The organism is Plantactinospora sp. CNZ320 (assembly GCF_002846275.1).
The window spans coordinates 6443676-6457758 of sequence record NZ_PJMP01000001.1 but is presented as its reverse complement, the minus strand read 5'-3'; the positions used below and the strand labels follow the sequence as shown (position 1 = coordinate 6457758).

General features: G+C 70.7%; 6 protein-coding genes. 1 reads left to right on the top strand and 5 read right to left on the bottom strand.

Going from position 1 to position 14083, the window contains the following annotated elements:
- Nucleotides 1-141: 141 nt before the first annotated feature.
- Entirely contained in the window at nucleotides 142-1770 is a 1629-nt protein-coding gene (gene pruA, locus CLT71_RS28950; RefSeq protein ID WP_101371884.1) for an L-glutamate gamma-semialdehyde dehydrogenase, read from the bottom strand.
- Between the two features lie 449 nt (nucleotides 1771-2219).
- Between pruA and CLT71_RS28945 the strand changes: the two genes are divergently transcribed.
- On the top strand, nucleotides 2220-3392 hold the full coding sequence (locus CLT71_RS28945; protein ID WP_199187754.1) for an ICP22 family protein: 1173 nt from the start codon (nucleotides 2220-2222) through the stop codon (nucleotides 3390-3392).
- A 55-nt stretch (nucleotides 3393-3447) separates the two neighbouring features.
- Here the strand turns inward: CLT71_RS28945 and CLT71_RS28940 are convergent, their stop codons facing one another.
- The 4 genes from CLT71_RS28940 to CLT71_RS28925 all read right to left on the bottom strand — a co-directional run bounded on the left by CLT71_RS28940 (nucleotide 3448) and on the right by CLT71_RS28925 (nucleotide 13777).
- Complete coding sequence (locus CLT71_RS28940; RefSeq protein WP_101369888.1) at nucleotides 3448-4617, bottom strand: Dyp-type peroxidase; 1170 nt, start codon at nucleotides 4615-4617, stop codon at nucleotides 3448-3450.
- Complete coding sequence (locus CLT71_RS28935; RefSeq protein ID WP_101369887.1) at nucleotides 4617-5879, bottom strand: S8 family serine peptidase; 1263 nt, start codon at nucleotides 5877-5879, stop codon at nucleotides 4617-4619. The genes CLT71_RS28940 and CLT71_RS28935 overlap by 1 nt, the downstream gene beginning before the upstream one ends.
- A gap of 91 nt (nucleotides 5880-5970) precedes the next feature.
- Nucleotides 5971-6405: a DUF4259 domain-containing protein gene (locus CLT71_RS28930; protein ID WP_101369886.1), complete on the bottom strand. Its 435-nt coding sequence runs from the start codon at nucleotides 6403-6405 to the stop codon at nucleotides 5971-5973.
- A gap of 46 nt (nucleotides 6406-6451) precedes the next feature.
- Complete coding sequence (locus CLT71_RS28925) at nucleotides 6452-13777, bottom strand: RHS repeat-associated core domain-containing protein (RefSeq protein WP_143743650.1); 7326 nt, start codon at nucleotides 13775-13777, stop codon at nucleotides 6452-6454.
- Nucleotides 13778-14083: the final 306 nt, after the last annotated feature.

Sequence of the window (14083 nt, the reverse complement as noted above, 5' to 3'; positions counted from 1 at the left end):
ACCCGGGTCGCCGTCCGCCCCACCGCCACTGGTTGACGGACGGTCACCTTCCGCTGTCTGGAAGTGACGCTAGGTCGATCGGGTCGGGCGGCGAGCCGGGCGTGGCCGGGCTGGCACGAACCGGGGAGCCCGGGCGGGGAGTCAGCCCATGTGCGGGTACCGGTGGTCGGTCGGCGGGGCGAAGGTCTCCTTCACGGTGCGCGGCGACATCCACCGGGCCAGGTTGTGCCAGGAGCCGGCCTTGTCGTTGGTACCGCTGGCCCGGGCACCGCCGAACGGCTGCTGCCCGACCACCGCACCGGTCGGCTTGTCGTTGATGTAGAAGTTGCCGGCCGCGTACCGCAGGGTCCCGGTGGCCCAGTCGACCACCCGACGGTCGGTGGCGAAGATCGAGCCGGTCAAGGCGTACGGGGCGACCGACTCGGCCTGCCGCACGGTCTCCTCGAACCGGGCGTCCTCGTAGACGTGCACGCCGAGGATCGGCCCGAAGTACTCGGTGGTGAACGACTTGTGCCCGGGATCGTCGCACTCGAAGAGGGTCGGCCGGACGAACCAGCCGACCGAGTCGTCGGCGGTGCCGCCGGCCACGACCCGGCAGGCGGGGTCACTTCCGATCATGTCGAGTGCGGCGGTGTGCCTGGCGAACGCCTTGGCGTCGATCACCGCACCGCCGAAGTTGGTGAAGTCGGTGACGTCGCCGTACGCCAGCCCGTCGGCGGTGCCGGCCAGCCGGTCGCGCAGGCCGGCCTCCCAGAGCGAGCGGGGCACGTACGCCCGGGACGCGGCCGAGCACTTCTGCCCCTGGTACTCGTACGCCCCGCGGATCAGCGCGGTGTGCAGCGCGTCCACGTCGGCGCTCGGGTGCGCGACCACGAAGTCCTTGCCGCCGGTCTCGCCGACGAGTCGGGGGTACCCCCGGTAGTTCGCGATGTTCTCCCCGACGCCCTGCCACAGCTTCTGGAAGACCTTCGTCGACCCGGTGAAGTGGATGCCGGCCAGGTCGGGGTCGGCGAGGGTGACCTCGGAGACCGCGATGCCGTCCCCGGTGACCATGTTGATCACGCCGGGCGGCAGGCCGGCCGCCTCGAAGAGTCGCATCGTGTAGTGCGCGGCGAGCTGCTGGGTCGGTGCCGGCTTCCAGACCACCGTGTTGCCGACCAGCGCGGGCGCGGCCGGCAGGTTGCCGGCGATCGCCGTGAAGTTGAACGGCGTGACGGCGTAGACGAAGCCCTCCAGCGGCCGGTGGTCGAAGCGGTTCCACACCCCGCTCGACGACAGCGGCTGCTCGGCGAGGAGCTTGCGGGCGAAGGCGACGTTGAAGCGCAGGAAGTCGATCAGCTCACAGGCGGAGTCGATCTCGGCCTGGATCGCCGTCTTGGACTGGCCGAGCATCGTCGCCGCGTTCAGGGTGTCCCGCCAGGGTCCGGCTAGCAGGTCGGCGGCCCGGAGGAATACCGCAGCCCGGTCTGCAAAGGACAAATCACGCCACATCGGGGCGGCTTGCTTCGCAGCCGTCACCGCCGCCTGCGCATCCGCGTTGGTTGCGTTGTGGGTGACCCCCAGCACATGCTGGTGCCGGTGCGGCGCTACGACGTCGATCGCGGCGCCCGCGCCCATCCGTTGGGTACCGCCGATGGTCATCGGCAGTTCGAGCCGATCGGCGGCCATCTCGGTGAGCCGGCGTTGCAGGCTGGCCCGCTCCGCACTGCCGGGCGCGTAGTCGCGGACCGGTTCGTTGCGCGGCTCGGGTACGGAGAGCACGGCGTCCATGGGATTCTCCTGGGCGATCTCGACAGCGATGGCGAAACCGGACCCGCTGGCGCCGACCGGTCGGCCGGACACCTCGACCCCGAGCCCCGGGTGATGCCGGGAGTACGGGGGCGGGACCTGCGCCAATCCTTGCATGGGCGGCACCGCCGACCCGCCCGCCGGGGCACGACCGCCGGCGGCTCCGGACCGGCTCAGAGCCGTGGGGTACTTCCGGGTGACGCAGCCAGGTCCGCGGGATCCGTGCGGGGAAGCGGGCAGCTCCGCCCGCCCGCGGACCGGAACCGGGCCGCGCCGCTCCGGCCGTACCGGGACCTGCACCGGGTCACCGCTCCGGGCGGACCGGCGCCGGGTCGGCGCACCAGCCGGTCCGCGTACGCTGAGGGACCGGCGGCCCGGCCACACCGCCACAGCCCCGTCGCCGCCGCCGGCCACCTGCTGAGGGGGAGATGATGACAGACGAGCCCGGCACCACCACGGCCTCGGCTCCCGACCAACCGGTCGAGTCGGAGGCGCCGGCGACGGTCACCCCGTCCCCGGTGCCGGCGCCCGGCGCGCTCCTCCTCGGGCTGCTCGCCGTCGGCTGGCTGGCCGCGATGCTCTGGTCGGCCAGGGCCGAGATCTCCTCGGCCGGGCTCAGCTCGATGGCGACCGTCCAGACGGCGTACGCACTGCCCGGGCTGGTCTCGGCAAGCCTGCTCGGCGGGGCTGCGGTAAGCCTCGTCCTGGGCAACCTGATGACCCGGCTCGGAATCTGGCGCAGCACCCCCCGGTTCGCCGTGTCGCTGGCCATCGGCGTCTCCGTCGGGTTCCTCGCCGCGCTGGTGGTCACCCTCAGCTACGGCGACGGTTCGGCGATCATGGTCCTGGCCGGTACCGTCGCGGCGGCCGCCACTGTCGGTGCCATCGCCGGCGGGCTGCGCAACACGCTGGTGATGGCCGCCATCGTCGCCGCCGGGCTGGCCGTCTTCGCGGTCGGCTACGCACTGAACTACGTCAAGGACCCGTTGCTCGACCTCTACGGTTTCGGCGACACCGAGGCGTCGCAGCTCACCGCGTACCGCTGGTTCGGCCGGACCGTCTCGCTGGCCAGCGGCCTGGCCGCCGGTCTGCTGGTGTTCGGCTACCTCCGGACGGCCGGACGACGGGCCGTCGAGCGGGTCACCGGCACCGTGCCGCGGCTGCGCTGGCCGGCGTACCTGATCGCGGGTGCCGGGCCAGGTTTGCTGCTGCTCACCACGGAGATGCTCATCCGGACCGCCGGGGCGGAGGTGGTCAGGCTGGCCGGCGCGATCAGCCAGGCCGACCAGATCGTGCAGGACGACCTCGGCCGGTCCCGGGCCAACCACCTGCTGCTGGTGCTCTTCGTCGGCGCGCTCACCGCGCTGATCGCCTTCGGCCGTACGCTCCGGCCCTCCGGGGAGTCGGATGGGATGCCGCCTGAGCACCGTGACTCCGACCAGGACGGCGCCGCGGCGACGGACGGGAACGAGGACGACGCGCCGGACGCAGACCCGAAGGCGGAGTCCGACGGGCCTGCCGCACCGGCCACGGACGGCCATGAGGCCGATGACGGAAACGACCAGAAGCCGGCCGACCGTCCCGAGGCGGTGGCCGGACGCTGACCGGCCCGCCGACCGGCCCGCAGCCCTCCGGGGGCGAGCGCCTCGGGACACCGGTTCAGGTCGCCTCGATCATCGCGCGCCCCAGGTAGTCGCCGGCGCCGGTGCCGCCGGGCAGCAGGAAGTAGTAGCCGCCGCCGAACGGCAGGGTGTAGCGCTCCAGCGCCTCGCCGGCCAGCCGGCGCTGGATGGCGGCGAAGCCGCGCTCCACGTCCCGCTGGAAGCAGACGAAGATCTGCCCGACGTCCTCGCCACCGGCACCTGTCCCGGTACGCCGGTAGGAGTAGCCGCGCCGCAGGATGCGGTGCCGTTCGCTCTCCGGGGTACGCGGGTTCGCCCGGCGGATGTGCGCGTCCAGCGAGATCACCCGGCCGTCCGGGTCCGCCGCGAAGTCGGGCTCGTCCGCCTCGTGGTTCCGGCCGAGCGGCGCCCCGCCGACCTTCGCCCGGCCGAAAACGCGTTCCTGTTCGGCGACCGGTTCGGCGTCCCAGGTCGGCATCGCCAGCCGGATCAGCCGGACCACCTGGTAACTGCCGCCGACGCACCAGGCCGGCTCGTCGTCGCCCGGTTGCACCCAGACGAGCCGGTCCATCAGCCCCGCGTCGGTCGGGTCGGGGTTGCCGGCACCCTCCCGGAAACCGAAGAGGTTGCGCACCCCGGAGCCGCCCGGCGGATGGAAGCCCTCGACCCGCCAGCGTTCCCGCAAGCCCGGGACCGGCCGGCCGAGCAACACGGCCGGCGGCTCGGGGTCGTCCGCCGAGACCTGCACCAGCAGGTCGCCGTGGCACCAGTCCGGGTCGAGCACGTCGGCCCGGAACGCCGGCATCGGGGTGAGCAGCCGGGGTGCCGCCAGCCCGTACCGCTCGTCGAACAGGGACGCCCCGACCGCCACGGTCGCCGCGGCACCACCGACCCGGGCGGTGACGGCGTGGAGCACCTCGGCCAGCCCGGCCCGGTCCGGCGCCTCGACGTCGTACGCGACCAGCAGCGTGCTGGCCGGCGCCGGCCGGACGATCGTGGCCTGCCGGACCACGGCGGGCCCCGGGGCGGCCGGCGCCGGCGCGGCGGCCGGGGCACCGGAGCTGCCACAGCCGGCGACCCCGGTCAGGCCGGCCGCGCCGACGGTGCCGAGGAAGGCCCGCCGGCTGACCACGCCGGACGGTTCCGCCCGGGTCCCCAGCACCTCGACATCGGCACCCGGGACGCCGGTCGGGCCGACCACTTCCATCAGCGGGCCGGACTCGCCGGCGGGTCGATGACCTCCGGGGCGTAGAGGAACCGGTTCGGCGAGCCGCGCAGGCTGGCGGCGCTGATCGCCCCCGGGGTCGACCGGTTCACCAGTACGGCGGCCACCTGGGCCGGCGTGGCGGTGGGGTGTTCGGAGAGCACCAGGGCGGCGGCGCCGGCGACGTGCGGCGAGGCCATCGAGGTGCCCCGGAGTACCCGGGAGGCGAGGTCGGTGGCGTTGTGCGCCGACCGGATGCTCTCCCCCGGTGCGAAGAGGTCCACGCAGCTGCCCCAGTTGGACCCGGGCTGGTCACCGCCCCAGCCGGTGGCCCGGTCCCCGTTCGGGTTGCTCGCCGCCACCGTGATCGCGGCGGGCGCCCCGGCCGGACTGTAGCCGCAGGCGTCCTGGTCCCAGTTGCCCGCCGCCACCACGTAGGTGACGCCGGACGCGATAGAGGTCTGCACCGCGTTCTCCAACGGCGGGTACTCCTGGCCGCCGAGGCTCATGTTCGCCACGGCCGGACGCTGGGCGTTCTGCGTCACCCAGTCGACGCCCGCGATGATGTGGCTCATCTGACCGAGGTTGTTGCAGGCCAGCACCCGCACCGAGACCAGGGCGACCCGATTGGCCAGGCCGTACGTCGCGCCGCCGATCGTGCCCGCCACGTGGGTGCCGTGCCCCTGCTCGTTGCAGTCCTGGCCGTTCCAGCCGTCGCCGATCGGATCGAACCCGACCGTGGCCCGCCCGCCGAACTGGGCATGACTGGTCCGGATCCCGGTGTCGAGCACATACGCCGTCACCCCCGCCCCGGCACTGGTCGGGTAGGTGTAGGCGTCATCCAGCACCGACGACCGCTGGTCGACCCGGTCCAGGTGCCACAGCGGATACCACCGGGTGTCCTGACCGGAGACCAGGATGTCGGCGTCTACCCGGGCGACCCGGGGGTCCGCAGCCAGCCGACGGGCCTGCGCCTCGGTCGCGGTGAGTACGAAGCCGTGCAGCGCCCTCTGGTACGTCCGCTCCACCTTGCCGCCGTAGCGGTTCGCCACCGTGCCGGCGGCGGACTGGATCGGCACGCCGGCCGATGCCTTGAGCGTCACGATATAGCGACCCTCCACCACCGTCGCGCCGGCCGGCACCTGGATCGGCCCCTCGGCTGGAGGAGCGGCCCGCGCCACCTCGGCGCCGCCGAACAGCACCATCCCCGTCACGCTGGCGAGCACTCCCGCCAGCAACCGCCGTCCCCCGTCGGCTACGTCCACTGCCCGTCTCCTCACGCTCGCCGGTCACTGCGGCGCTCTGGTGCGCACCACTCGACAACGACCCTTTCCTGGCCTTCTGCCCATGCGGTTGTCACCAGAGTGCAGCTGGATCTCCTGACAACTCTCCCGAAAGAACCGTCCGCAATTGGTTCAACATCGACCTGAACGACCGATCATCGAGATCGTGGCCGAACCACCACTCGGTGTCCGATCTCTCGTCGAGTAGGACCAGGACGGCCTGCTCTGCGATCTCAACAAGTTCGTCAGTGGGAGGCGGGATGGGATTTGCCGGACCACAGACAACGGACCTGAAGTCCTCACCACCTTCCAACTCGCGGGCCACCAGGGCGGCTGCGGCAACGGCCTGGACGCCATCCTGGTCGTCGAAGCGATGCCCCTTCTCGACAACCACCTCAAGCGCGGACCTCAAGCAGGCAACCCGATCCTCCTCACCCAGTTCATCAAGTTGAAAGGAAAAGTTGGCCGCGTCGTCATCGTCGAATATCCGCTCGCCCCAGCCATCCATCGCATCACCCTACAATGTCGACATAATCCCCGGTCAGCGATCGGCTCTACTCTTCCGGCAAGCGGAAGAGGGGTCTCTGGTCGTACCGGCGAAGCCTGTTGTAGACGTTCCTGGTATTTGACTCGATCGGACTGCTTAGCTTGAGTCCAAATTTCTGCAGTTGATCCTTGATGATGTACTCCATGACCTTGAGATCGTCCACGCCGCCGCATACGTGAATGCAGATGGCATCCTCGCGAGCTCTTATTCGCCCCTTGCCCACATGGTGATAGAAGCGCGTGGTGAAGTTCGTCGTTTGTCCCACATACAGGTGGCCAGGCCTAGTGAGGTCATCGAAAATGTAAACGCCCTGATTCTTGTTGCAGTTGTGCACCAGGACCGGTGCGTCACCTGCCAGCACATAGTACGTGTGGAGGGCGTCCACGGTGAGGTTGTGCACCCGCTGCACCGCGCTGCGTTGCGCCACCGCGGTGACCTGGACATACGTCCCGGCAGCGGTACGGAGCAGATCACCGGCCGCAAGGTCCTTTGCGTCACGCCACTGCCGTGGGCCGGCCACCCAGAACGGATGCCCATCGGTGGCGGTCACCTGACCATCGGAGATACCGTCGCCATCGTCGTCGATCCAGACGTCGACCAGTTGTTTCCGGCCCTCTCCGACGATGGTCGCGGTGACCTTCCGGGTGGCGGTGCGACCTGTCTCCGGGTCGGTGGCCAACACTGTGTCACCGAGCTTGACGTCGGCGATCCGCTGCTGCGAACCGTCCGCCATCCGCACCCGGGTGTCCGGGGTGAAGCTGTTACCGCCCAAGCAGTTACCACCGGTCGACGCCGGCTTGGTGCCCATCGGGTCGGTCAGCGCGGTCGGGTGGTTGAAAACGTAGGCGTACGGGTTCGCGTCACCGGAGGCGATGCCGATCGGGTCCTCGCTGATAAACCGTTGCAGGCTCGGGCTGTAGTAACGGTTGCGGTAGTGGTAGAGCCCGGTGCCGTCGTCCTCCCGGCCGGTGTACCGGTACGGGTTGCCGCCGTCGTCGCCGGTCACGGTCGTCGCGCCGAACGGCTCGTACGCGTACGTCGCGCCGGCTCCGGCGTTGTCGACCAACCCGAGGGTGCTGCCCAGCGCGTCGGTCAGGTAGCGCTTCGTCGTGCCGCCGGACTCGCGCAGTTGCCAGCCGTCCACCCCGGCGCTGGTCATCGTCGCGGTGACCGCCCCGTTCACCTTCTCCTGCACCGGGTTCAGCCCGTCGTACAGGTAGTTGACCGTGGCACCGTTGACGGTCCGATCCAGCCGCCGACCATCGGTCGAGTAGCCGAAGCTGGCCGACAGCCCGGTCCGGGACAGCCCGGAGAGTTCGCCCCGGGCATTCCAGGTGTAGCTGGTGGTGCCGTCGGAGGTCAGGTTGCCGTCGGCGTCGTACCGGATGGCGGTGCCGGCGATCGTCTCGATCCGGTTCGCCGCGTCGTAGGTGGCCGGCCCGAACGGCGCCGACAACTGCGTCCGGGAGTACGCCCCGGTGGTCCGGACCGGTTGCCCGGCGGAGTCGTACTCGTAACCGAGGTCGCCCAGCACCGTCGTGCCGGCCCGGTAGGTGATCAGCCTGATCTGGCCCGCGTCGGTGTAGGCGTAGGTCTGGCTGACTCCGGAGCCCGGTGCGCCGACCCGCTCGGCACGGCCGACCACGTCACGGGTCACCGCGGTCACCACGGTCCCGCCCTGCTGGATCTCGGCGAGTTGTCCGTTGGCGTCGTACAGGTGCCGGGTCGGCGTCCGCCCGGCGATCGTCATGGTCCGGTCCCGGACCGTGGGACTGTACTGGTAGGACACCGTGCCGTGCGGAGTCGTTTCGCCGATGATCCGATCGAGGTCGTCGTAGTCGGTCGTGGCGACCCCGGCCACCGAGTCCTCGGTACGCCGCAGTCGGTTACCCGCGTCGTAGGTGTAGCTGACGGTTGCCTCGGCGCCGATCACGCTGGTCTTCAGCCGGTCCAACTCGTCGTGGTCCCGGTCGGTGAGGATGTCCCGGCGGCTGGTGTGCTTGTCCGGGTTGCCGTTCAGGTCGTAGGTGAAAGACTCGGACGCGCCCTTCGGATCGGTGATCGACTTGACCCGGTCCATGTTGTCGTAGTCGAAGACGGTCGAACCCTGGCGCGGGTCGATGATCTCCGTCTGGTTGCCGTTCGGGTCGAATTCGAAGCGGGTGGTGCGGCCCAGTCCGTCGGTCACCGAACGGAGCTGGTCGACGTTGTCGTAAGTGGTCTCGACGGCCGCGCCTCGGCCGTCCACCGTCCGGACCTGCCGGCCCAGGGCGTCGAACCCGGCCCGGCTGATTCGACCGAGCTGGTCGGTGACCCGCACCGGATCGGCACCGACGAAGTCGATGGTCACCGACTTCGTGGCCGGATCGGTGATCCTGGTGATCTGCCCGCTGCCGCTGACCGTGTACGTCGTCTTGCGGTTCATCGGGTCGGTGACGCTCTTCAGCGCGCCACGCGAATCGATCTCGTAGATCGTCGACTTGTTGTAGGAGTCGGTGCTCTTGGTCAGCTCGGCGTACGGGCCGTTGAACTCGAACGTCTCGGTGCGGGCCGCTGCCGTGTCGGCCAGTGTGACGACCCTGTCGACCTGGCCCCTGGCGTTGTAGCCGAAGGTGGTACGCCGGTTCAGCGCGTCGACCGTCGCCTTCCTGCGGATCCCGTCGGCCTCGTACTCGTGCGCGGTGGCCTGCGCCAGTGGCGTGCCGTACGCCCGGGTGTCGGTGAGCACCGAACCCTGGGCGTTGAAGGTGAACCGCCGGACGTGCCCGCGCGGGTCGGTCATCCTCGTCTCGGTGATCACGTTGTTGACGGCGGTGTAGTCGAACTTGGTGATGCCGCCGTCGGCCGCCTTCTGGGTGAAGACCCGGCCGGCGCTGTCGTACTCGTTGTCCAGGTAGGTGATCTCCCGGGGGTCGGTGATGGTGTCCAACCGCCCGCTGCTGTCCCAGGTGTACGCGGTGACCCCCTGCTCCGCGTTGGTCACGAAGCGGAGCCGGTTCGTCGAGTCGTAGGTGTAACTGACCTTGCGACCGAGGTTGTCCTCGATGCCGACCACCTTGGGCGGGCTGGCCGCGTCGTAGCTGAACTTGACCCAGCGGCCGCTCGGCGAGGTGATCTGGGTGATCGCGCCGTTCTGCCGCACCTTGCCGTCGGTGCCCGGCGCGGCGGTGGCCCGGGTGATCGTGGTGGTGTTGCCGTACTTGTCGCGGATCTCCTGCACCGGCGCCTCGTCGCCGAGCACGTAGACGGTGCCGTCCCGCAGTTTCACGTCCCAGCCGTCGCCGTTCCAGGCCACCGTGGAGCCGGCGTACCTGGTCGGGGTCGGGTCGGCGGCGAAGATCGCCCCGGCGTAGTCGTTGCCCGGCGAGGTCCGCTGATAGTGGATCTTGCTGCCGTCCGGCTGGATGAAGTCGAACTGCTGGAAGTCGAAGTTGCCGATCTGCCCCGGCGACCACGGGAACATGCCGTACTCGAAGTTCATCCCGACACCGAAGGCGCGGACGTCCTGGTCACCCTGCTGGTAGGTGCGCTTGATCTCGATCGGCATCAGGTCGTCGACCACCAGGTCGACCTGCTCGTCCACCAGCAGGCCGGTGGCCGGGTCGACCGGGTCGGCCACCCGCATCCCGTTGGCCCGGGGCGCCAGCAGGGGCGGGTTCATCCCGGGTACCGCGGTCATCGCGCCGGTCAGCCGGTAGAACCTGACCTCCGGGTCCGGGATGATCTGCTTGCCGTCCCCGGAGACCCGGCCCAGGCCGTAGACGTGCCAACCCTTGCCGTCCGGGTCGTAGTTCCAGAACTGGGTCCGGGTGCCCGGCGCTTCCCTGGTGTAGTTCGGGTAGATGATCCGGGCGCCCTCCGGGAAGAGCACCCCGCCGCCCGGCTGCACTGTGAAGTAGACCGGGACCTTGGTCGGCGGCAGCGGGAACGGCGGCCGGTCGATCGGGATCGGGGTCAGGTTCAGCTCGGTGGCGACCTTGCCGTCGGCGTCCCTGATCACCGTGCCGGCCGGGACGTGCACCTCCAGCCCGGGGATCGCCCGGGTGGTGAGCACCACCTCCCGGGTGGTCGGGCTGGCCACCGACACCGTGTTCGCGGTGTCCAGCCTGGGCAGGAAGACCGTGTACGGGAGTACCAGCACCTCGCCCCGGGTCAGCTCGACCCCGATGTCGAAGACGCCGTACCGCCGCTGGGCGCTGCTCGCCGAGCGGCCGTCGACGCGCAGTGACAGATGCCCGCCGGGTACGCCGGCCAGCGCGAAGAGCCCCTGCGCGTCGGTGGTGGTCGACTTCCCGGCGGCGCTGACCGTCACGTTTGCCAGCGGCTGGTCGGTGGTGTCCAGTACCCGGCCGACCACTCCGGTCAGCCCGATCGGGAACTGGAGCGCACGCTCCCGGGGCGGCACCGGCTTGCGGCGGGTCGTCCAGTCCGCGCCGCCCAGGTTCCGCTCGTCCGGCGCCCAGCCGGCGTCCACGCAGCCGGGGACCGGGTTGACCGCCGCCTCCGGCTCCGGCTCACCGGCCCGCTGGCCGAGTGCGGGTGCGGTCGGCGCGGTCACCCGGGCCGGCTCGGTGTCGCAGGCGGGTCGGACCGGCTCGGCCGGTTCCGCCGTCTTCCGGCCGGTTGGGGCGGTCCGGGGTTTGACGGTGATGTCGAACTCGCCGGTGGCGCCCTGCGGCGGGTCCATCACCAGGGTGTGCGTGCCGGTGGCGGTCAGGGTCGGCAGGATCTCCCGGTCGCGGCTCATCCACCACCGGGTGGCCAGGGCCCGGCCGTCCGGGCCGTACAGGGTGAAGTAGAACCGGTTGTTGCCGGTCAGCGCCCAGCGGGTGACCTGGATGTCGAGCCGTTCGCTGGCGTTGCCGACGAAGGTGAGCCGGCCGTTCTGCGCCGGTCGGAGGATGCTCACCGTCAGCGCCGGACCGCCGACCGTGGCCAGCCCGGCGTCCGACTCGGTGGAGAGATAGAGCGTCAGGTCCCCGGTCTCCCGGTTGAGCGCGCTGACCTCGATCCGGTGCTCGCCGGCCACCGTGAACGCCGGCAGGTCCTGACCCCAGAGCGGGTCGACGTTGCCGCTCCAGAAGTAGCCGCCGGTAGGCGTCGTCACCCGGACGGAGAGGCCGGCGAGCGCGGTGCTGCTGCCCAGGCTGAGCCGCTGCCCCAGCTGCGCGTTGATCCGCCCGACCACCTTCTGGCCGGGCAGGTTGATCGGCGCCGGTATCGCGGTGTCCAGGGTGATCAGGCCGAGGTCGACCGGTTCGGCCGCGTACACGTTGACGGCGCCGGTACCGGAGGCCTCCGGATCGACCTGCAACCGGTACCGGCCGGTGTCCGGCAGCGACGTCACGTCGATGGTCCGGCCGACGCCGAGGCTGACCAGGTTGCCGTTCGGCCGGTAGAGCCGGAGCGTCACCTCGCCCGGCACCGAGTTGTTGATCGTGCCGAGGGCCAGTGGTCGGCCCTGTACGCCGTCGATGTCCAGCCAGGCGTCGCGGCCGGGTCGGTCGATGGTCACCGTCTTGCGGGTGTTCACCGCGAGCGGGCCGCCCTCGATCGCGCTGGAGAGCCAGGTCCGGATCGTGCCGACCGCCTGCCAGCCGGTGATCAGCAGCGAGTGCTGGCCGTTCTTGCGCAACGTCGGCAGGTTGCGCGCCTCCGGATAGCCGCCGCTGAGCAGCTCCCGCTGCACCTCGTCCGGCTCGATCAGCAGCGCCCCCGGGTACGCCGGACGGTCGTTCTGCTGAAGGGTGTTCTCGGAGTAGCCGAGTTGCAGTACCTGCCCGGTGGTACCGGCGAACGGCAGCCGTACCGACTGGCCGGGCCGGTCGATCCGGATCCGGGCGTCGGCGCCGTTGATTCCGAGCGTCGGGCCGTTGATCACGGCGGAGAGCCAGACCTTGCCGAAGCCCAGTTCGTTCGGTCCGAAGGTGACGGCGAGCCGGTGCGTACCGGTGAGCGTCGCCTTGAAGATCATCGTCGGGATGTACTGCGAGAGCGGGTAGTCCCAGGTCTGCGACCGGTTGTTCGGGTCGGTGATGGTGACCACGAACCGGTTGCCCGGCTCGCTCAGCTCGGTCAGGCCGAGGCTCAGCCACTCGCCGGCGGTCGCGGTGAACGGGAAGACCGTGGTCTGCTGCGGCACCGTGATCTGGAACGGCACCCCGGCGCCGTCCTTGGTCAGTGAGAGCCCGGCCAGGGTGTTCGAGGCGGTGACCCGCAGCGTGCCGCCGGCGTCGTCGTTCGGCTTGATCACCATGGCGTACGTGCCGGTGGTGGGCAGCGCGGGCAGGTCCTGGGTGAGCCGGCCACCGGCCCAGACGTCGATCGGGTCGCCGAGCGAACCGCGCCCGAAGTTCCCGCCGTACGGGGTGAACAGCCACAGCGCCGAGCGGACCGGCACGGTGTTGTTGTCCACTGTGATGTTGAGCCGCTCACCGGCGGTACCGTCGAGGAGCAGCAGCGCGGCCTTGCCGGCCGGGATGGTGGCGGTGACCGCCGGCCGACCGGCGGCGACCGTCCCGGCGGAGGCCAGGTTGCCCATCACGAATCCGCGCGGCGCGACCAGGAAGTCGGTGGCGCTCTGCGCGGTGCCGCCCGGGGTACGCACCGAGACCCGACCGGACGAGGCGGCCGCCGGGATCCGGACGGTCAGGCTCGTCGGCGTCGCCGCCTGTACCTGGGCGACAGTGCGGTGGAACATCACCACGTTGCGGGCCCGGTCCGGGTCGAAGCCGGTGCCGGTGATGGTGACCAGCTCGTTGCGGTTGCCCCGGTCCGTGGAAAGGGCGGTGATGGTCGGCACCGGAGTGCCGGCCTCCACCCGGAACGGTCGCGGGCTCTGCGCCGAACGGCCGTCCACGGTGACCGCGACGACTCCGTCGGTCGCACCGGCCGGCACCGCCACGGTGAGCCGGTTCGCGGTGGCGGCGGTGACCGGTGCGGCGACGCCGTCGACGGTCACCGTGTTGGCGGCGGCGGTGGCGGAGAAGCCCACGCCGCTGATCTCCACGGTGGTCCCGACCGGTCCGCGCTCGGGCACCAGCGCGAACACCGCGAGCGCGTCCGTGGCGAGACGCTTGGTCTCCAGCAGGTTCCCGGACTCGTCGTACGAGTACGTCGCCGCCCCGGTGGCCGGATCGGCGACCCCGACGAGCTGCCCGGCGGCGTCGTAGAAGTGTTCCCGCGGACCGGCCGCGGCGGGTGCGGCGGCGGATGCCGGCCGTTCGGACCGCTCCACGGGCAGGTCCGGCCGTTTGGCAGCGGCCGACCCGGTGGGCAGGCCGGAGACGACGACCATCGCCGCGATCGAGGCTGCGATCACTCGTGCGGGCACACGGACAAGAGGCTTCACGCGCATTGATCCCCCCGTAGATCATTTGCGGCGACAGCGGTCGGTGGCGGAATATTTCGCCACGACATTGACGGAAGGGAGTGTATTCGGCGCACACAGTGATCGGAACCCGTATATGTCAGTACGGCGGGACCGGCACCGCGCCGCACCGCCCCAGCCGGCCAGGCCTCGGGTGGACGCCCCCACCCGGGCTGGACAGCCCGAACGCCGTCCCACCACAATGGAAGCCGGAAACATGAATGTCGGTTGTCCAGAAATACCGATTTAACAATCTCCGACCGCACTCCC